This window comes from Flavobacterium hungaricum (assembly GCF_015182285.1).
In the GTDB taxonomy this organism is placed as follows: Bacteria; Bacteroidota; Bacteroidia; order Flavobacteriales; family Flavobacteriaceae; genus Flavobacterium; species Flavobacterium hungaricum.
This window is the reverse complement of record NZ_PRDM01000004.1, coordinates 396,012-417,723: the sequence shown is the minus strand read 5'-3', so window position 1 is coordinate 417,723 and position 21,712 is coordinate 396,012. Positions and strand designations below refer to the sequence as shown.

The 21,712-nt window shown below is 35.5% G+C and carries 16 protein-coding genes; 13 read left to right on the top strand and 3 right to left on the bottom strand.

Features of this window, described 5'->3' with window-relative positions; genetic code table 11:
• Positions 1 to 35: 35 nt before the first annotated feature.
• Genes C4F50_RS18005 through C4F50_RS17995 form a run of 3 tightly spaced genes read right to left on the bottom strand, consistent with a single transcriptional unit; the run spans position 36 to position 1,357 of the window.
• Positions 36 to 470 carry an arsenate reductase ArsC gene (locus tag C4F50_RS18005; RefSeq protein ID WP_194140037.1) on the bottom strand — a complete coding sequence of 145 codons (435 nt, stop codon included), beginning with the start codon at positions 468 to 470 and terminating at the stop codon, positions 36 to 38.
• A gap of 30 nt (positions 471 to 500) precedes the next feature.
• Positions 501 to 971: a DUF6428 family protein gene (locus C4F50_RS18000; protein ID WP_194140036.1), complete on the bottom strand. Its 471-nt coding sequence runs from the start codon at positions 969 to 971 to the stop codon at positions 501 to 503.
• A 56-nt stretch (positions 972 to 1,027) separates the two neighbouring features.
• The gene (locus tag C4F50_RS17995) at positions 1,028 to 1,357 is read right to left on the bottom strand and encodes an ArsR/SmtB family transcription factor (RefSeq protein ID WP_194140035.1); all 330 of its coding nucleotides are present in this window, start codon (positions 1,355 to 1,357) and stop codon (positions 1,028 to 1,030) included.
• A gap of 395 nt (positions 1,358 to 1,752) precedes the next feature.
• Here C4F50_RS17995 and C4F50_RS17990 point away from each other — a divergent pair, with 395 nt between their 5' ends.
• The 13 genes from C4F50_RS17990 to C4F50_RS17930 all read left to right on the top strand — a co-directional run bounded on the left by C4F50_RS17990 (position 1,753) and on the right by C4F50_RS17930 (position 21,652).
• The gene (locus C4F50_RS17990) at positions 1,753 to 2,346 is read left to right on the top strand and encodes an RNA polymerase sigma factor (protein WP_194140034.1); all 594 of its coding nucleotides are present in this window, start codon (positions 1,753 to 1,755) and stop codon (positions 2,344 to 2,346) included.
• 156 nt (positions 2,347 to 2,502) lie between these two features.
• A complete protein-coding gene (locus C4F50_RS17985; protein ID WP_194140033.1) occupies positions 2,503 to 3,654 on the top strand; it encodes a FecR family protein in 1,152 nt (383 codons plus the stop codon).
• Positions 3,655 to 3,826: 172 nt separating this feature from the next.
• A complete protein-coding gene (locus C4F50_RS17980; protein WP_194140032.1) occupies positions 3,827 to 7,144 on the top strand; it encodes a SusC/RagA family TonB-linked outer membrane protein in 3,318 nt (1,105 codons plus the stop codon).
• A 5-nt stretch (positions 7,145 to 7,149) separates the two neighbouring features.
• Positions 7,150 to 8,592 carry a RagB/SusD family nutrient uptake outer membrane protein gene (locus tag C4F50_RS17975; protein WP_194140031.1) on the top strand — a complete coding sequence of 481 codons (1,443 nt, stop codon included), beginning with the start codon at positions 7,150 to 7,152 and terminating at the stop codon, positions 8,590 to 8,592.
• A gap of 15 nt (positions 8,593 to 8,607) precedes the next feature.
• Complete coding sequence (locus C4F50_RS17970; RefSeq protein WP_194140030.1) at positions 8,608 to 9,378, top strand: DUF4843 domain-containing protein; 771 nt, start codon at positions 8,608 to 8,610, stop codon at positions 9,376 to 9,378.
• A gap of 30 nt (positions 9,379 to 9,408) precedes the next feature.
• Positions 9,409 to 10,884 carry a PKD-like family lipoprotein gene (locus tag C4F50_RS17965; protein WP_194140029.1) on the top strand — a complete coding sequence of 492 codons (1,476 nt, stop codon included), beginning with the start codon at positions 9,409 to 9,411 and terminating at the stop codon, positions 10,882 to 10,884.
• Between the two features lie 74 nt (positions 10,885 to 10,958).
• Complete coding sequence (locus C4F50_RS17960) at positions 10,959 to 11,828, top strand: thioredoxin family protein (RefSeq protein WP_194140028.1); 870 nt, start codon at positions 10,959 to 10,961, stop codon at positions 11,826 to 11,828.
• 6 nt (positions 11,829 to 11,834) lie between these two features.
• Positions 11,835 to 13,307, top strand: a complete 1,473-nt coding sequence (locus tag C4F50_RS17955) for a retropepsin-like aspartic protease (RefSeq protein ID WP_194140027.1) — start codon at positions 11,835 to 11,837, stop codon at positions 13,305 to 13,307.
• A 29-nt stretch (positions 13,308 to 13,336) separates the two neighbouring features.
• Positions 13,337 to 14,719 carry a TlpA family protein disulfide reductase gene (locus C4F50_RS25705; protein WP_228012077.1) on the top strand — a complete coding sequence of 461 codons (1,383 nt, stop codon included), beginning with the start codon at positions 13,337 to 13,339 and terminating at the stop codon, positions 14,717 to 14,719.
• 177 nt (positions 14,720 to 14,896) lie between these two features.
• A complete protein-coding gene (locus C4F50_RS17945) occupies positions 14,897 to 17,716 on the top strand; it encodes a M16 family metallopeptidase (protein ID WP_194140026.1) in 2,820 nt (939 codons plus the stop codon).
• Positions 17,717 to 17,858: 142 nt separating this feature from the next.
• Positions 17,859 to 19,895 carry a protein-disulfide reductase DsbD family protein gene (locus C4F50_RS17940; protein ID WP_194140025.1) on the top strand — a complete coding sequence of 679 codons (2,037 nt, stop codon included), beginning with the start codon at positions 17,859 to 17,861 and terminating at the stop codon, positions 19,893 to 19,895.
• 223 nt (positions 19,896 to 20,118) lie between these two features.
• Entirely contained in the window at positions 20,119 to 21,075 is a 957-nt protein-coding gene (locus C4F50_RS17935; protein ID WP_194140024.1) for a YheT family hydrolase, read from the top strand.
• A 28-nt stretch (positions 21,076 to 21,103) separates the two neighbouring features.
• On the top strand, positions 21,104 to 21,652 hold the full coding sequence (locus C4F50_RS17930) for a hypothetical protein (RefSeq protein ID WP_194140023.1): 549 nt from the start codon (positions 21,104 to 21,106) through the stop codon (positions 21,650 to 21,652).
• The last annotated feature ends 60 nt before the right edge of the window (positions 21,653 to 21,712 follow it).

The window sequence follows — 21,712 nt, the reverse complement described above, 5'->3', positions numbered from 1 at the left end:
AATTAAAATAAAATTATCCCTTTTTTTAGCTTTTATTATAAATGATCTTCAACAAACTTTTTGCAATATTCTTTAATCAGATCTCTAACCAAACGAAATTCCTTTAGAATCTCTTCTTCATTACCAGAAGCTTTAGCAGGATCCGGAAAATTATAATGATATTTAATTGCTTTTGAAGGGAAAAACGGGCAGCGCTCTTTTGCATTATCGCAGACCGTGATCACAAAATCAAAAGCGATATTTTTATATTCATCAATGGTATCAGAAGTGTGGTTAGAAATATCCAGTCCGTCCTCTTTCATGATAAATAAGGCTTTAGGATTTACGCCGTGCGCTTCAATTCCGGCACTGTAAATTACTGCTTTGTTTTGGGCAAAATATTTCAAATAACCTTCTGCAATTTGACTTCTGCAGCTATTTCCAGTACATAAAACAAGAATCTTTTTTAGTTTTGGATATTCTATTTCCATTATTTTTAGTTTTAAAGAAACAAATACATCTTAACAGCATCCTCCGCCTGGAGTACATGAATTTGACTGATCTAAAAGATTCATCATTTTAATTTTTTCTTTAGGAGCATCAATTCCGCATTTTTCGTTTGCAAGACAGGCAGTTTGTTTATTCAACAGTAGAAAATTTGTACCATCAAAACCTAAATCATATTTGCCAATCGTAGTATTTTGGTATTCCACTTCAATGTCGTGATCTTCGATATTCAGTGTCTTTTCAGAAAGTTCGATAATATCAAGCAGTTTTTTAGGTTTAAGCCTGTGTTCAAAATCATTGGCGTTCCACAACTGAAAATTGACGGTGCTTTCATTTCTAACAGTTCCGCCGCAATCAATAAAACGCTTATTGATCTGTCCAATTTCTGTTACGTGAAAATATTCAGGAACAAAAGTTCCGTCGGGTAATTCAAAATTAACCGTTTCAACTGTTTCCAATACTTTTTTAATTTCTGATAATTTCATGATGATTTTTTTTATTGTTATATCGCATTATTACGATTGATTGTTTCAAAAAAAGGTTAACAGCAATTGTTGGCTTTTACATTTACATCAAAGAACAGCGAAAGATCCTTTTTGATTTGCTCCCAAACGATTTCATTAATGCAATAACAAATACTGGTTCCTTCAATATTTCCTTTAATAATTCCGATGTTTTTAAGTTCTTTCAGATGCTGCGAAATAGTTGCCTGAGCCAAGCCTAACTCATTAACCAAGTCATTGCAGATACAAGCATTTTGTTTGATGATATATTGTAAAATAGCAATACGCGCAGGATGTGCAAGAGCTTTTAATTGCAACGCCAGTTTGTTCTGCTGCTCATTAAAGATGTCTGTTTTGGTAATTCCCATTTTGTAAATTTTATTATACATCGCAATATTACGATTAATATTTGATTCTGATTCAATTTATTTGTTAAACTTAATTAGTGGGTTTTATTCTTGATTTTAGATTTAAAGAAATTGGCTACGGTATTTTATAAAAAAATAATATAAATACAATTTTAAATTAACTGCGGGTTAGTGTAAAGCTTTTATAAAATCTATTTTAAAAAGAGCAAAGATTTTGGTAATATTTAAAAAACAGGCCGGTTAAAGTCTTTAAAATGAAAATTGTTCAACAGAAATAAAATTTTAAAAAGAGAATTTATTCTAAGATAAAACCGTCATGTTTGCGACAAATTAGGATTATTGGCTTAATTTAGTATGTTTGCTGCGAATTATTCAATTTCAAAAACACCAAGTCTTTGTCGAATCTCCTCTTAAATCAAGATCAAATTATAATTGATCGTCTTCGTGACGGCGATGAATCTGCTTTGACAGAATTGTACAATAGATTTTGGCAGGCACTTTTTATGTCTGCTTATAATGTGATCAAAGACAAAGAGTTGTGCGAAGATATTATTCAGGATGTTTTTATGAACATCTGGCACAACCGCAAAAAAATAGAAATCCATATTTCTTTAAAAGGCTATATGTATGCCTGCGCACGCTATCAGGTTTTTAATCATTTAAGAAAAAACAAAGACAAAGTTCATGTCGAACTTTTTGATGATCTCGAAAAACGATTTCTGGCAACTACTCCCGAAACGCAGTTAATGCACGACGAATTAGTACAGCAGCTTAACTTGATAATTGCATCGCTTCCTGAAAAATGTCAGGCGGTTTATAGATTGAGCCGTGAAGAACAGCTGAGTCATAAAGAAATTGCCGAACGACTGAATATTTCTACCAAAACAGTTGAAAATCATATTACAAAAGCCTTGAATACAATACGCTCCTCTATGGGCGAAAGCATGAGTATGGCCATGATCTTGTGGCTTTCAAAAAATATCTTTTAGCATCAAAAACAAAGGTAGTGGCTGGGTTAGTGCTGTATAATTGCTCTTCTTTTATAATTGTTTTCAAAAAAAATCAAAAAAAATACAATTTGGACTAGGGGGTATGTGCCTTTTTGGATACTTACTTAATATACTCCCCGAATTAATGTTAAAAAGATGAAAAAAGAAGATTTTATAGTATTGCTAAATAGATACCTTTCCGGTGATACCAATCTCGAGGAGAATAGCAAATTATTGAATTATTACGAGAGCTTTCAAACCGCACAAGATTGGGACGAAACGTTGGGAGATAAGGAACAAATGGAATTGAAGATGAGAACGCGTCTTCAGAATGCACTTCAATCGGAAGAAAATAAAATTATTCCCCTTCAGCCTTTTTATACTAAAACTACCTTTAAACTAATGGCGATGGCGGCATCGTTATTATTGTTGATTTCGATTTCATTATTCATCAATAAAACCAATCCGCTTAAGATCGAAACACCTGCTGTTGCCCATAAAGAAATTTTAATTGGCAGTGACAAAGCAACTTTGACCTTAGAAGACGGTTCTGTAATTGCTTTAGAAAAAGGGAAATCCTATACAAAAGGGAATGTTTCCAGCAATGGCGAGCAATTAATCTACAATGCTAAAGACAAAAAAACAGCTGCTATTGCAAACAATTTATTAACGATTCCGCGAGGCGGGCAGTTTTTTGTGCAATTAGCAGATAGCACAAAAGTGTGGCTGAACTCTGAATCGCAGTTAAAATATCCGGTTGTATTTGTGGACGGCGAAACCAGACAGGTAGAATTACTTTATGGAGAAGCCTATTTTGAAGTATCGCCAAGCACGAAACACAGCGGTTCGAGATTTAAGGTAAAAACTCAAAGTCAAAATGTAGAAGTTATTGGAACGGAATTCAATATTAAAGCTTACAAAGACGAAACTACAATTTATACTACACTTGTAAAAGGTGTTGTTGCCGTAAGTAATCAAAGCAAAAAACAAATTTTATCACCAAACGAACAATCCAGAATAACGGATTATAACGGAAATATTGCCGTTTCTGACGTAGATGTTTACAATGAGATTTCGTGGAGAAAAGGATTATTTGTGTTTAAAGGAAAACCTCTTAAAGATATTGCAAGAGTACTCTCAAGATGGTACGATGTTGATATTGTATTTGCCGATCCGGCTTTAGGAAATGTAAAGTTTAACGGGGTTTTAAATAAAGATCAAAAATTAGAAGACATATTAACCACGATCAAGAATATCAATTTTATTAATGCCTATGAGAAAAAAGATAATAAGATTATTATAAAATAAAAAGAAAAGGGATTAAAGTTTAGACCTCTCACCGTACTGCGCTTTATCCCTTTCTGTGTATTAATCCATTAATCAGTTTTAACAACCAACCAACCAATTAACATGTAAATTTATGAAATTTAAATTAACCAGTGCCTATTTCTATTTTAGAAAGAGGCTAATTATTAACATTATGAGAACTTTTATCTTCTTGTTTTGTACTACAATTTTTGGTTTTTCTCCCGTAAATCTATTTTCGCAAAACACAAAAGTTGTAATTACAGCTGATAAATCGGTAACTGTTGACGAAGTTTTTGACATCATAAAACAACAAACCAACTATACCTTTATTTATCAGGAAGATTTATTTAAAAACGCGCCAAAAGTACATTTAAAGAAAGGAAAAATTAAAGTAAATGATTTGTTGAAAAACAGTTTTTCTAACAAAGATTTTGACTTGAGTTTTATGAACGGAAATACGATCGTGGTAAAAGAAAATCGTAAACCAGAAAGGGTTGTGGTCGTTGAGTCAAAAGATATTGAAATTAAAGGTACGGTAACCAACGAAAAAGGCGAACCGCTGCCGGGAGTAAATATTAAAGTGAGAGGAACAAACGCAGTCACTCAAACGGACTTTGACGGAAAATATACCATCACTGCGCCAGAAGACGGGCAGATTTTGTTTACCTACATTGGGCACCGCTCGCAAATTGTGGAAGTAAATAAAAGAAAAACAATTATTGTAAAACTGCTGGAAGAAACAAAGCAGCTGGAAGGTGTTGTGATCAATACCGGGGTAACCGTTCGTAAAAAAGAATTGATTACCGGTGCCGTGACTACTTTTAAGGGAGAAGAATTGAGGCAGATTTCGACTCAAAATGCAGTGCAGGCTTTAAAATCTTTGGACCCCTCATTTATTGTTTTAAATAATAATTTAGTTGGTTCTAACCCAAATGTACTGCCAACGATCGAGGTAAGAGGACAGACAAGTTTAACAGCCAATCAAGTAGGCAGCCAGTTTCGAGACGATCCAAACCAGCCTTTGTTTATTCTGGACGGCTTTCCAACCACTTTACAGCAGGTGGTCGATTTAGATATTAATAGAATTGCGAGTATTACTTTATTGAAAGACGCCGCTTCAACAGCTTTATATGGATCACGTTCTGCAAATGGAGTTGTGGTTATAGAAACCAATAAACCGATACCAGGAAAATTGCAGTTTTCCTATGTTTACAATTCTTCTTTTGAAGTAGCAGATTTAAGTGTCTATAACTTAATGAATGCAGAACAAAAATTAGAATTCGAAAGACTTTCAGGAGTTTATGACTCTGATGGATATATTCCGTATGAGTATTCCATAAAACAAGTTTATGACAACCGTTTGGCTGCGGTGCGCCGGGGTGTAAATACGTATTGGCTAAACGAACCCATTCAAATGGGAATTACCTCTGGACACAGTTTATCTTTCGGAGGAGGAACAGATGAATTTAGATTTAATATCGCGGGAAATTACAAAAGCTTAACCGGAACAATGAAAGGTTCTGAGCATAATACGTGGGGATATAACGCTTCTCTGACTTACCGAAAGAATAAATTCAGCATTAATAATACCTTTTTTGTGGCAGGAGGTGATAATCAGGAATCGCAATACGGTTCTTTTGCAACTTGGGCCAAAACAAGTCCTTATTATCCAAAATACAATGAAAATGGTGTGATCACCCGTTATTTAGACGGATCCTCATTGCCTTTAGAACAAAAGTATGTTCTTGTCAACCAAGCACCAAATCCGCTTTATAATGTCTTTTTACCAAGTTATGATAAAACCAATGATTTTAATTTTACCAATAACTTTGGAATCAATTATGATGTAAATGCACATCTTAAAACAACCGGAGCAATATCTGTTACCAGAAACAGCAGTATATCGACTGTGTTTGTGTCTCCGGATGATACTCGCTTTATCACCAACATTGCGACAGAAAAAGGAACTTATTCCAGAAATGAAGCCATAACAAATAAATGGAATGCCAATTTGGGTGCTACTTATTCGAATGTTTTTGCAGATGTACATTCTTTCAATTACACCATTCGCGCAACTGCGCAGGAAACCAGAAATAATTCTTACGGTTCATTTTTAAGAGGATTTCCTCTTGGGGTTCCCGGAAATCCAAGTTTTGCTTTTGGATTTGAACCAAATGGAAAACCGAGAGTATATACAGAATTAATTCGAAGTGTCGATTTAACAAACCAAATCAACTACGCTTACGACCGAAGATTTTTGTTTGATTTTACACAAACTATATCAGGCGCAACCAATTTTGGAACTAACAAAAAGTATTCGCCTTACTGGGGTGCGGGTATCGGCTGGAACTTAAATAACGAGTTCAAAATGAATGAAAATATTGTAAATATCTTCAAACTTCGTGCTAATATAGGACAGACCGGAAACCAGAATCTTGTAGGTTATGCGTCTTATGATGTGTATGCTTATGACATTAATACGAATGTTTTTGGTCCGGGTTTAGCGATTTCACAAGTTGCAAATCCAAATCTTGAAGCTCAAAAAACAAGAGACGTTTCTTTAGGATTAGATTTAGCGATGTTTCGCAATAAATTAACCGTAACGTTAGGCGCATATCAGCGCAAGACTTCTCCTCAAATTGTAGCGATAGATCTGGCTGCTTCAACAGGAGTAAATGCTTATCCTTTAAATGTGGGATATCTTACTACTAAAGGAATCGAGTTCAAATTAAACTACAATTTTATTTACGATCTGAAAGATAATTTTATCTGGGGCGTTGGCATAATGGGAGCATCTGGCGACAATAAACTGGGTGGTTTCAACAATGCTTTATCATCATTAAATACAGCAGCTCAAAAAACAAGCAGTTTGACACGATATTATGACGGAGCCAGCAGCAACGATCTTTGGGCAGTGCCTTCTTTAGGAATTGATCCTGCAACGGGAAGAGAAATTTTCCTGAAGAAAAACGGCCAGCCTACTTTTACTTTAGATAAAAAAGATGAAGTTGTAATGGGAAATTCGAGAGAAACTGCTACAGGTGTTGTTTCTACAAACCTAACTTACAAAGGCTTTACTTTTGGATTATTTGTACGTTATAGTTTTGGTGCCGAAAGATTTAACAGCGCTTTATACAATAAGGTAGAAAACATTTCGAAGGATAATATTTTTGATAATCAGGATGCCAGAGCCTTTACAGACCGCTGGACAACTCCAGGGCAGATGGCACAATTTAAAGCGATAGGCTTAACCAATAATACACCAATCTCATCCCGTTTTATTCAAAAAGACGATTATATCTCAGGAGAATCTATACGTTTAGGATACAGAGTAACTGATAGAGACTGGCTAAAGAGAGCAGGTTTAGTTGGTTTAGGATTTAATGTACTGGCAAACGAATTCTTTCGTGTGGCTACCATTAAAGCAGAACGCGGTATCGAGTATCCTTTTTCGAGAATCTATTCACTTAGTTTAAACGTATCATTTTAATAATTATGAAAAAGTATTTATATAAAATTACATTTCTGTTTCTTGTGTCTCTTACAACCATAAGCTGCAGTGATTTTTTGGATGTAGTGCCGCAAGACCAGATTTTAGAAGACCAAACCTATAACACTGAGAAAGGCGTACAAAATGTACATAACGGGCTTTATCTTCAATTAGCAAATAACAATCTCTATGGGAAACAATTAACGATGGATGCTGTTGAGATTTTAGCACAGCAATACAACATGAATTCTTCGCATACAAAATATACTGTAACAACTTATGCTTATGCCGAAGCAACGCCAAAAGCCACTTTTTCAAATATCTGGGAAACGGCTTTTACGACTATTTTATCGGCCAATAAATTTTTAGAAAGCATTGAAGAATATAAAGGCGTAGTCTCTCAAGAAAAAGAAGATTTGTTAAAAGGAGAAGTTATTGCTATCCGCGCCATGCTGCATTTTGATATGCTTCGTCTTTACGGACCAATTTATAAAACATCGCCTACAAATCCCGGAATACCGTATTATGATCAATTTGTTACAACAAATAATCCAATTTTGCCGGCCAACGAAGTAATGGTAAAAATACTTGCTGATCTTGATTTATCGTTACAGCTGTTAGCGAATGATCCTATTCTTACGATTGGAAAAAACGGAGTTACAAATGCTTTTGGCGGCGACATATATTATTATTCGAATAGAGGGCAAAGAATGAATTATCTGGCGGTAAAAGCCTTAAAGGCTCGTGTTCTCTTATATGCCGGCGATAAAACCGGAGCTTCGGCGGCGGCAAATGAAGTGATTACTTTTACAAAATCAAATGCATTTTTTCCGTGGACAACATTTTTAGAAGCTACAAATACCGCAAATCCAGATCGTATTTTTTCATCAGAAAATTTATTTGCACTGAGTGATTATACTTTGTACACCAAGCAGAAAGAGTTATTTGATTCGAGCCTGGCCGATGATAAAATATACTCTCCTTTACTAACCCGTTTAAACGCTGTTTTCGAATCAAACGATAATGATTACAGAAGTCTGCCAAGCTGGAAGATTCCGATTGTTGGAGGAAAAATACAAAAAACATTCTTTAAATATGAAGATGTTCCAGAAAAGAAAATGGCCTTCCGTTTTCAGATTCCGATGTTTAAAATTTCAGAAATGTACCTTATTGCAGCAGAGACTGCTGTTGCTCCAAACGGAATTGCTTTTTTAAATACCCTTCGTTTTAATCGCGGGCTGCCAAATTTAGGAGCAACAGTAAATATTACGACAGAAATAACCAAAGAATACAAAAAAGAATTTATTGGCGAAGGGCAGTTGTTTTTCTATTATAAAAGAATCAACTCAGCTACAATTCCGAATGGGACTGCTGCATCTGGAAACCTAACTATGACAGCACTTCAATATGTTGTGCCAATGCCGGATTCTGAAATTAATTTTCAATAACCTAAAAAAATAGAGATGAAAAAGATATTGATTTTAAGCATAATCTTCGTGTCCTTTTTAGGATTTACCTCATGCGAAAAAGAGGAAATCAAAGCGTATGAGGACACAGACAACATTTATTTTTCTAATGCGATGTTTGCGCCCAATAAGGTCAGTGCGCCATTAATTGACAGCACCGGATTTAGTTTTGGATTAGACAATCCGGCCATTACACAAAGGATTTTCAAAATTCCAATTAGAGTTCAGGGAAGACTAAGCGATGTGGACAGAAAAGTAAAACTGACTGTTGATCCCACAAGTACAGCCGTTGAAGGAACACATTTTTCTCTGCCTGAAAATATTGTAATGCATGCCGGACAAGAAGTAGATACCATAGAAGTTACTGTTTTGAGAGCACCAGACATGAAAACAAATGCTTTTACATTGGTCTTAAATCTGGAAGAAAACGAGTTTTTTACAACCAAAATGCAAACAAAAGTCGTCAATGCACTCACGCAAAAAACGATGAGTTTCATTCGTTATAAACTAACATTTGATGACAAATTAACACAGCCTTCAGGTTGGTATGCACCGTATTTGGGTGTTTTTACAGCCAAAAAGTTCTTTTTAATGTGCGGCTTAATGGATCTGGATCCTTCGATGTTTGCTCAAAAACTAGGTGCACCTGGATTATCAATTCCTGAGGTAACCTATTATCAAAATTTTATGCAGCGTTACTTAGCCGATCAAAAGAAGTCAGGAAATACAGTTTATGAGGATGATGGTACAGAAATGTCCTTTCCTTAATCATTCATTTTAATTTAAAAATTTAAAAAAATGTTGAAAAAGATACAAATACAGATTGCCCTGATACTAGTATTGACATTAGTTTACGGTTGTGTCAGTGACGAAGGCAATTATAATTATACAGCTATAAACGAACTGAACGTAACGGGAATTGAAGAAAACTATACAATTTACACAGGAGAACATTTAAAGATAACGCCAAGTTTAAATCCTACTAAAGATAACGGAAGCGATCCAAACCGGTATTCATTTGAATGGATTGCGGTAAGCAGCGTCAAAAATACCATTTCAACTAAGAAAGATATTGATGACCTAATAAAATTACCGCCTGCAAAATATACAATTTATTATTTTGTAAAAGATTTAGTTACCGGAGTTACCTGGCAGCAAAAACCTTTTATCCTTAATGTTGTTTCTGCTATTTATGAAGGATGGCTTGTTATTGGCGAAGCCGATGGAAAACCAAGATTAGATATGGTTTCTATCATCCCGGGTATTGCCCAGCCGCGTATTATAAATGACGTTTTAGATGCTGCAGGTTCTGCCTTAAAATTAGGCGGAAAAGCAGTAGATGTGGAGTGTTTTGGCACACCGCTTTCTACTTCGACTGCTTATGGAATTTACGTAACTTCTACCGAAACCGGAACAGCCAGAATCGATCCGGATTCATTTGGATGGGTGCAGTCGCAAAATATTGCCTATGAAACAATAGGCGGCAGTTTTGATACTAATTTTGGAGTTGATTTTATGAAATCGAATTCACCTGGTGAAAACATAATCTATAGTAAAGGAAATATCTATTCTTATTATCGTGCTGGTCAGGTAAAATATGGACTGCCTCAAAATATACTCGATAGCGAAACAAAACCTTTTTATGCGGCTCCTTTTATTGCAGAAAATCAAGGGGCTTTTGGACCTCCGGTTTTTTATGATAAAGATGCAAGACGTTTTGTGCGCTACAATCTGTATCAGGGTAATTGTTCTATAATGCCTCCCGTTACTGGTTCTCCAACTGTTTTAGACTGGAACAATACCAACTGCGATTTAGTCTTCATGACAACCTCTTCTTTTAACAATTATGAGAATTTTGCGGTTTTAAAAAATATAGCAACTGGTAAGTTTTATTTGCTGCGATTCAATAAAGCCTTAGCGCAGACGTATTATAAGGAAATTTTAAATGCACCAGATTTTGACAAAGCTGTAAAATTTGCTGTAAGCCCTGATTCCGGATATTTATTTTACTCAGTAGGAGGAAAATTATACGAATACGATAACGGAACCCAGTCGGCAAAATTAATGCTCGACAAAGGAGCAGAGGAAATTACTTATTTAGATTTTAATTCGAGATCCAAAACTTTCGCTAAAAAACTAATTGTGGGCAGTTACAACGGTACCGCCGGAAAACTAGAACTATTTGTAGTACCTCCGGTAAACGGCGATTTAGTTTTAGAAAATACCTACCCAGGTTTATGCAAAATTGTAGATGTAGCCTATCGCCCGAGATAATTAAAAACCCTAAAAATTAAAAAAAGCCGAATGAAAATTCAATAGTCATTCGGCTTATAAAAAAATCACATTTTATGAAACTCATTTTTAAAACCGCAAGTGCATTTTTGCTGCTTGCCTGGACTTCTATTGCCTTAAATGCGCAGGCTTCATCAAGCGATGAAAGCTGGGAACTAGTTAAAAAACAAGCTCAAACGGAGAAAAAATTAATCTTTGTCGATTTGTATTTTACAGGCTGCGCGCCGTGCGCACAAATGGACAAAGAAGTATTTCCAGATCCAAAAGTAGCAGCTGTTTTAAGTGCAGATTTTGTCACTTTCAAGTCGGATATTTTAAAAGAAGAAATTGGCAAAAAATTATGCATGAAATACGGCGTAACCGGTTTTCCGACTTTTTTATTTATGAATGCAGATGGAAAAGTAATTGATATTGCGGGCGGATTTCAAAACGTAGAGCAATTTACTGCCCTGCTTCAAAATGCAAAAGAGACGGCTAAAAAAGGAATCTTTAAAAAGTACAGTCCAGAAATTCAGGAAAAAGACTATCCTGATTTTTACAAACAAGCGTATTTAGATGGAAAAAGAAATGTGCCGTTTGATGTGATCGATGCTTATTTGAAATCTAAAGATATTACTGAAGAAGTTCCTTTTGTAATTGTTACGGGATTGCGAGTAGGCAAACAATACGATGATCAATTTCTTTTAAAGAGTAAAAAATTAATGGAAGATTATGGAAGATGGAACGTTACAAGTCACGTGTTTACCATCTTACAACGCAAGAAAAGAGAATACGAAAAAAAGAATGATCTAAAAGGGTTTACAGAATTAGTAAACGGTTCAAAAGAACTATACACGCCAGAAGAATTTGCCAAATACTCGGGTATTTTACTGAAAGATTTTGGAGTTGAAAAAGTGGTGGTTAAACCGAATACTCCACAAAAGTAAATCGAAATGAAAAAGATATTCCTGTTTTCAATATTGATTTTTGGCTGTACGATCTATGCTCAAAACAGCATCCGAAAATCTATTGAAACTTTCGAAAAAGCCTTTCAAAATAAAGATTACAGCAGTATGAAAAATCTTCTGGCGCCACAATTTACTGTTGGTGTAGGAGATTCATCTTCAAACGAATATTATTTGAACGGTATTTTTAATGCTTTTCCCGCTTTAGATTCTATTCAGATTGGAAAGACTGTAGAAATAAAAAAGGAAACCTACGTTTTGGTAGATTTTTACTTTAAAGGAAAAGAAAAGAAACCGTCTCAAATTGTTTTCAATTCGGAAAGCAAAATGTTGTATGTGACTTTTTTCGATGGTTTGTATAAAGTTGACCGAAATGCAACAGTAAAAAAAGTGGCCAGTATTCCGTTTCAAATTATCGAAAACGGAATCGCCATTAAAATCAAACTAAACAAAGCCGACCGTGAGTTTTTAATGCTTTTTGATACCGGCGCAGACGGAATGGCTTTAAATCCAGACAGTGCTTACAAAGCCGGAGTTGTGATTACGAAAAGCAAATCGGCATCTGTTGTTGGCGGCAGTCAGCAGGTTCAGTATTCTGCAGATAATACCATTTATTTGGGAGATCAGGTTTTAAAAAATCAAGGCTTGGTAATTTTTCCAAAACATGGGGTTTATGACGGATTATTTGGCGCCAATCTGCTTCGCAATTACATCACTTCTGTCAATTTTGATACGATGACCATTGATTTGTACAACTTCGGAAATTTTAATTATTGGGGAAAAGCAAAGCCGTTGGTTTTTGATTATAAATCAGGACTTCCGGTAGTAAAAATGAATCTGACTTTTGAAGATAAAAAAACAGTCGAAGGCAGTTTCACTTTTGATACCGGAGCAGGTTATGATCTTATCGCTTACGGACCTTTTAATCACAAAAACAATCTCGAAGCCAGTTTAAAAACCGAGTACACCTCAGTCAATTACAGTTTAGGAAAACAAACTAAAATTGTCGGCGGTGCCATCCCGAATGTCAGCATTAACGGGAACAATTTTCCAAATGTAACCGTGGCACTTCAGGAATATCAGGAGGAGAATAAAAATTGGGCTTCTGCCGATGGATCTTTGGGAATTGATTTGATAAAGCGTTTCAATTTTACAATCGATTTATTACACAAAACCGTGTATTTAGAACCCAATAAAAATTTCAAAAAAATACCTTCCTTTTATTTGGGCGGACTCAATTTAGAATTTGATGAAAACCAGAATCTTTTGGTAAAAAAAGTTTTAGAGCAGCAAAATGAAGATTTAAAGAAAGTAAAAGTCGGGGCAAAAGTTACGCAGATCAACGATTTTGAAGCAACAGATTTAGTAAAACCAGAAAATCTAAAAAAGCTCAAAGAGACTAAAGAAAGCAAAGATATTATCATAGAACAAGACGATCAATCGATGCGAATTTCAATTTAATCTATCAAACAAAAAACAAATATACTATTATGAAAAAACACATTTTTTATTTCATTTTAACCTTCCTTACGGTTCAAATGAGTTTTGCTGCTAGTCTATCTGAATATGCAGTAATTAAAGGAACAGTTGCAATACCAGATCATAAAGTGAAAGAAGTTACACTTTTTTCCGTGGAAGAAGGAAAACCAGCGGCTGCTGCAACTGCAAAAGTCAATGCTCTGGGGGAATTTGGCTTTATGATTCCAGTTGCAGCACCTGGTTTTTATTACGTTGATTACGGTCAGTTTAAAAGCAGAAATCAATTAATACGATTGTATTTAGAACCAAAATTAGACATTAGTCTTGTCGTTAATAAAGAGAATTATGTTTTGAGCGGCAAAAATATCGGGCAAAACGCTTTGGTGCAGAAAGCCAATGAAATCTATAACGAATTTGCACCTTTCGCCAGATTAGGAGGAGATGCAACGTATGTAGAATTTTATCCTTGGCTTGACAAAGGTGTGGCAAAAGCCGATGAATTCTCCAAAACCATTAAAACCAAAGATGCTGCATTCAATAAGTTATTAAAATTAGCCGTTGCAACAGATGTTGAAGAATTGACCTATACTTTTTTTAGAATGCCCAGAACTGCATTTCCTGATAAAGACGATCGTCCGGCGGTGATCAAAACCTGGCAGACCGATAAAAAGTTTACAGATCCAGATCTATTAAAATTGCAAAACGGCGTTTCGTTAATGTCAAATTATTTCTTTTATGTAACGATGAATGCTGGTGCAGCGCCAAAACGTTTAGACTTAACAGAAGCAATTACGCATATTACAGATCCAGCTTTAAAAGATGCGTATCTTCGCGATGCAGTTGCAGGATCAAGAATGAAAATTGAAGAATACGAAAAAATTGCACCAACGATAAAACCCTTCATGATTTCTGAGGCAAGCAAAACGTTTTTAGTAGATTACGAAAAAGTACTGCATAAAAATGTTGGGCAGAAAGGATTAAATTTTACGTATAAAGACATTAATGACAAACCCGTTTCCTTTTCAGATTTCAAGGGTAAATTGGTATACATTGATTTGTGGGCAACGTGGTGCGGGCCTTGTAAAGCAGAGATTCCGCACATGAAAAAAATTGAAGAAGACTATCACGGAAAAAATATTGTGTTTGTGAGTCTTTCGCTAGACAAACCAAAAGACGCACAAAAATGGAAAGATTTTGTGACCAAAGAACAATTAAAAGGAATTCAGTTAATGGCAGATAAAGATTTTAGTTCTGATGTGGCTAAAAATTACGATGTCAATGCGATTCCGAGATTTTTATTGTTTGATACGAATGGAAATATCATCAATGCCGACGCGCTTCGTCCGTCAAATCCAGAATTGAGGGTGCAGTTGGATAAATTATTGAAAGTTTAAGCTGTAAGTAGTAAACAAATAGAAACATAGGCCTAAGTTTCTTTAAAAAGAATAGAAAAAGAAACTAGTTTCTAATGATGTGTGAATGAAAGTAAAACCCCTTTTATGCGTTTCAAAAGATTTTGTCTCTAAGTGTTTAAAATAGCTGTCAGCAGTAAATAAAAAAAAAGAAAATATATGTTTAACAAACAAAAATCGGTACTGGCTTTTCTGCTTGTAATTGGGATTAACGTTTTTTCGAATGCCCAGAATTTCAAGGCAGATGAACCAATTGCAGTCAATCAAAAGATCAAAAAAGGAGTGCTGCCAAACGGAATGACGTATTATATTTATCCGACACAAGTCAATAAAAATACGGCGAGTTATTATATTATTCAAAATGTAGGTTCGATTCTCGAAAACGACCAGCAGAAAGGGCTGGCGCATTTTCTGGAACATATGGCGTTTAACGGAACCAAAAATTTTGAAGGCAAAGGAATTTTGAATACGCTTCAAAAACAAGGTGCGGTTTTCGGAAAAAATATCAATGCCTACACCAGTACAGACGAAACCGTTTACAACTTAGACAACATTCCGTCAAAAGATGGTGGAGTAGTAGATACCTGCTTATTGGTTTTGCACGACTGGTCTAATTTTTTATCATTGACCGATGCCGAAATCGATGCCGAACGCGGTGTAATTACCGAAGAATGGCGCACGAGACAAAATGCGGGAGCAAGAATTTACAATCAGTTAGCGCCGTATTATTACAACAATTCGCTTTATGCAGACCGCATGCCTATTGGTGATATGGAAATCGTTAAAAACTTTAAGTACCAGGTTTTAAAAGATTTTTACAAAGATTGGTACCGGCCAGATTTGCAGGCAATCGCCATTGTCGGGGATATTAATGCAGCCGAAATTGAAACCAAAATTAAAAAGCTTTTTGCTGATATTCCAACGCCTCAAAATCCTAAAAAGCGTTTTGAAATTGTTATTCCAGAAAAAGCAGCGCCGACTTTTAAACTCGCTTTAGACAAAGAAATTTCGGCTTCCAATATCACTTTTATGGTTCGTCATACTGCTGAAAAACCAACAACAAACTATGCAGGATTAGAAACGGCAACGCAGCGCGCTCTGGCTTTTTCAATTTTGAACAATCGTTTGGCAGAAATGGCGCAAAAGCAGGAATGCCCTTTTAAAAGTGCGCAGGCCGGTTACCAAAAATATACTAGATTAAATGATATTTGGTTTTTGAGTGTTTCGCCAAAACCAGGAAAACAAGCCGAAGCTTTTTCAGCAGCGATGACCGAATGGGTTCGGGCTTACAAATTCGGATTCTCAAAAGGAGAAATTGAACGTGCAGTTTCTGAAAACATTTCGAATTACGAAAATTATCTGGAGAAGCTAAATGAGATCTCGCACAAACAAGTGATCGGAATGGTCAAAGACGATTATTTGAACCATGAAGTTATTGCAGATCCAAATGCCGAATTTGAAATGACAAAAGCAATTTTAAACAATATTAATTCTAAAATTCTGGAGGAACAAATTTCTAAATTGTATACTGCACAAAACCGCGTTGTTGCGGTAAGAGGTGTAGTTAATGAAGAAAATCTAACACAAGAAAAGGCTTTTGATATTATTCAGAATTCAGAAAACGATGCTTCACTGCAGCCCTATATAGACACTTTTGAAGGAAAAACACTTTTAGGAAATTTAGAAATTAAATCAGGAAAAATTGTTTCTGAGAAAAAGACTTCCGAAATCGATGCAACTACATATGTATTAAGTAATGGCGTAAAAGTGCATTATAAATTTGCTGATAAAAACAAAAAACAAGTAAATCTGGAAGCAGAAAGTTCTGGAGGAACTTCATTGTACCTTTCGCAGGATCTTCCATCAGCTTTTAGGTCTACAAGTCTTGCCATGATGTCTGGTGTTGGAGAACTTTCAAATGTTGATTTGGAAAAAGTTTTAAAAGGAAAAATTGCAGATTCTTATGTAGCAATCAGTTCCTTAAAAGAAACCGTTACTGGATCGGCAAATGTAAAAGACATTCAAACTATGATGGAGCTGGTGCATTTACGTTTTGTACAGCCAAGATTTGACACTAAAATGTATGATCTCTTGAAACAAAGGCTTCAGAACTCTTTAAAAAATAGAGAAAATGATATTAGTGCCAAAATGCAGGATAGTTTGTCCAACATAGTTTACGGAAAAAACAATCCTAAAATCCGTTCATTAGACCAAAAGTATATCGATGATTTATCTTTTGAAAAAATGAAGTCTATCTATTTAGACCGATTTGCTGATGTATCGAATTTTGAGTTTTATATTGTTGGAGATGTTACACCAGAAGTTTTAAAGCCTTTATTAGAAAAATATATTGCCAGTATAAAAGGGATTAAACGAAAAGAAAAGTTTAAAAAAGAAGTTCCCGAATGGACTTCTAAGAAGATTGACCGTGATGTTTTTATAAAAATGGAAACCCCTAAAAGTTCGGTTAACATTGCTTTCATGAAAGATTATGTTTATTCACATAAAAATAGAATTTTGAATTCATTCGTAGGCGATATTTTGACTTTGCGTTATACAGAAAGTCTTCGCGAGAAAGAAGGCGGAACTTATGGCGCACAGGTTAAAGGCTCATTAGTTAAAGATCCAGTTACAAAAGGTGGTATTCAGATAACTTTTGATTGTGATGCCGATAAAGTAGAGCATTTACTGCCAATTGTGTATCAGGAAATCGATAAAATTAAGAAAGGCGAAATCCTTGCTGAGGATATCGAAAAGACAAGAACCAATTATTTAAAATCTAGAGAAGACAGTAAAAACTTCAACAGTTACAGTATGAGTGTGCTTTCTAATTATTTTGAAGAAGGCTATAATAGGAATGATCCTGCAACTTATGAGAATATTGTAAAAAGCATTACTGCCAAAGATATTCAGGAATTTGCCAATTCATTATTAGATAAAGCCGATTCGATGGAAGTCGTTTTCAAACCATTAAAGTAATCTCACCCCTTTTAATTACCACAATTTAATTTGTATTTCCCTATCAAATAATATTTTGAATTAGTAAGCAGATAATTTGAATAGCGGATTTATGGAGGGTTGTTTTTTGCTATTCAACCCTCTTTTTTAAACCTTTTATCCCATGAAAAAGAATCTTTTTTTACTGGGCTCTATCCTCTTGTTTTCTACTTTCGTGAAAGCTCAAATCTACAATCCGTTAAAATGGAAAACGAGTATTGAGAAGATTTCAGATACGGAGTATGAATTGGAGGCAAAAGCCATTATAGAACCGGGCTGGCATTTGTACAGTCAGGAAGTTTCGGACGGCGGTCCGATTCCGACCCATTTTAGTTTTACTAAAAGTGCCGCTTTTGAATTGATCGGCGCTGTAAAAGAAGCAAAAGGAAAGACAATCAATGATCCTGTTTTTAAAATGCAGATTAAGTTTTTTGAAAAAGAAACTGTTTTTAGGCAACGCATTAGAATACTATCGTCTCAACCTTTCAAAATCAAAGCTGCGGTTGAATTTATGGTTTGTAATGATGAAAACTGTTTACCGCCAAGTTCAGACGAATTAGAATTTGCTGTTATTCCATCCGCGAAAGCGAAAACTTTAGTCGAAAATACGCTCCAAACCGAGGCAGAAATAACAGACACAAAACCTTTGGAATCTGAAATTAAAACTAAAAAAGGAAAAGTAGCTGCAATTGTAAAAAAGCCTCGAAAAGTGTTTCAAAAAACAAAGCCAACAGCATCCAGAAATTTAGGAACGATTTTTCTGCTGTCATTTTTCTCTGGATTTGCTGCTTTATTAACGCCTTGTGTTTTTCCGATGATTCCGATGACCGTGAGTTTTTTTACAAAACAAAGCAAAACCAAATCGCAGGGAATTAGAAAAGCCATTTTTTACGGGATTTCGATTATTGCAATTTACATTTTTTTGGGCGCTGTGGTTACTTGGATTTTTGGAGCCGATTCGCTCAATGCGCTCTCTACAAACGTTTGGTTCAATTTGATCTTTTTTGTGCTCTTATTATTTTTTGCCTTTTCGTTTTTAGGCGCGTTCGAAATTATGCTTCCCAATTCGTGGGCCAGCAAAGTAGATTCTCAGGCAGACAAAGGCGGTGTTGCAGGAATATTGTTTATGGCTCTGGCGCTCGCAATTGTTTCTTTTTCTTGTACGGGACCTATCGTGGGAACTTTATTAGTAGAAGCGGCTTCGCGGGGCGGTATCGCGCCTTTTGTCGGTATGTTTGGTTTTTCGCTGGCTTTGGCTTTGCCTTTTACCTTATTTGCTGCTTTTCCAGGCTGGTTAAATTCGCTGCCAAAATCAGGAGGCTGGCTCAACTCTGTCAAAGTATTTTTAGGGTTTCTGGAAATGGCTCTGGCTTTTAAATTTTTATCGAATGCCGATTTGGTTTTGCAGCTGCATTGGCTGGAAAGAGAAACTTTTTTAGCCATCTGGATTGCTATTTTCGCAACCCTGACTTTTTATTTGTTCGGAAAAATTCAGCTCCCGCACGACAGTCCGATTTCGAGTATCAGTGTCGGCAGATTAGGACTTGGAGTTGCTGCTTTGGCATTTACGATTTATCTGATACCGGGAATTTGGGGAGCGCCTTTGAAAATGATCAGCGGTTTTCCTCCGCCAATGCATTACAGCGAGATTCCGAATGGTTTAAACCATTCTAACGCAAAAGAAAGTATACCAAGTCTGCCAGAAGGGGCATCGCTGGGGCCTCATAATATTATGGCTTTTACCGATTATGATTTGGGAATGCAATATGCCAAAAAGATAGGAAAACCGGTGATGATTGATTTTACAGGTCACGCCTGCGTTAATTGCCGAAAAATGGAAGATAATGTGTGGTCTGACGAGAAAGTACAGCAAATTCTAAAAGGCGATTTGGTTTTGATTTCGCTTTATGTCGATGATAAAAGAGAATTGGACTCTAAAGAACAGATTGTTTCAAAATTAACGGGCAGGAAACTCAAATACATCGGGCAGAAATGGAGTGAATTTCAAACGCTGACTTATAAAACCAATGCACAGCCTTTTTATGTGTTGGTAGACCACAAAGGAGAATCGCTGAACGAAACATCGGCTTATAATCCGGATGTTGCCGAATATTTGAACTGGCTTGAGAAAGGAATTTCTCAATTTGAAAAAAGAGGTTAAACACAAAACTGGAACTGTTTTAAAGTTCCAGTTTTTTGTTTTTAAGGTTTAATAAGGTTACAATATAAAAGATTTAGTGCTGTAATTTAAAGATATACGAAATGATGAAAAGGTAGGGGAAGAGGCAGAAAATAATTTTTAATGTGAAATAAAACGACAGTAATATATTACATATCAATTGATTTCTTAGATTTGTAGTAACTACCACAAAAACATTTTTGCCATGCCAGTTATTGAACAATCAGAATATAGCTTTCCCTCTATTATGCATCGCAACAGACATGTTTCTACTATCTATGCTGCTTTGTTTAAGAAATTTGAAGTTCCGGGATACACCAGAGAAAAAAAAGAATTAAGTGACGGCGATTTTATCAACATCGATTATATTCTAAACGATTCAAAAAAAGCAGTCATTTTATGTCATGGTTTAGAAGGAGATTCGCGCAGAACTTATAATAACAGTTGCGCGGCGTATTTTCAGCAGCGGGATTTTTCTGTTTTTGCCTGGAACAACCGCACCTGCGGGGGAGAAATGAATCGTCTGCCAAGACTGTACCATCACGGTGCCGTTGATGATTTGGACGAAGTGGTTCAGTTTGTTTTAAAAAAAGGCTTCGAAGATGTTTATTTAATCGGGTATTCAATGGGAGGCGTTCAGCTCCTGAATTATTTAGGCTGGACCAAAATCGACGAGCGCATAAAAGCAGCCGTTTCGATCTCGGTTCCCACTCATATTGCCACCAGTGCCGCTGTACTCAAACAGGGGTTTAACAGAGTATACTTAAAGAATTTTACCATTGATATTAAAAGAAAACTAAAATACAAAGCGGCCCAATTTCCTGATTTTATAAACCGCGACCAGATTGATAAAATCACTTCTTTTGACGAAGTAGATCAGTATTTTACGGCACCGCTCCACGGTTATGCAAGCCGAGACGATTATTACGAGCGTGTTTCGCCTGAATTTTACTTAAAAAATATTACTACCCCGGTTCTGATTATTAATTCACTCGACGATCCTTTTCTGGGCGAAAGATGTTATCCAAGAGCCATAGCACAAGACAGCGCCTACGTCTATCTAGAAACCCCAAAGTATGGAGGACACTGCGCATTTCCGCTTCGCAACTCAACGTATTCTTATGCGGAGACAAGAGCTTATGAGTTTTTTCAGAGTTTGTGAGTTTGACTTGAATAATTAACTGGAATTTATGAGAACATTACGAACAAAATATCTGAGTGAAATTCCGATCCAAGAAGATAATTATAAAGTTGATTTTATAATATTAGAAAAATACCAAAATTTCTCATCTGAAATATTGAGATTGTCTTTACTTGGCTTGACTATCTATGGATTTTTAATTGCTAATGTAATTGTAAAAATAAGTGAATGCGAAAAGTTAAACAATTTTTTAGGAGCACTTTCTATTTATAAATCGCTGCTATTTGCTGGTGCTGTCTTTTTGATTTTAGGAGCTTTTTTTGCCTTAGGACACCGCTATTTTTCAACAGATTGTATGACTCATTTTATTAGGGGCTTTAGATTACGGCAGAGATTAAAAGAACTAAAGAATCAAGATAAAGATGAATATTCAGAGATTATTCGAATTAAAGAATCTATAAAGAATGAGGAGATTAGTTTTGAAAATGATCTAAACATTTGCAAATGGTTTTTACTGCTGGCTGGCTTCTTTCTAATTTTAGGAATTCTATTGGCTACAATTGCTTTTGCTTGTTCATTCAATAATATTCTAAATTGAATAAAGGGTGGAGTATGTGGATAAAATTTTTTGTGGAGTCGGCAGAGATTACTTGATAAA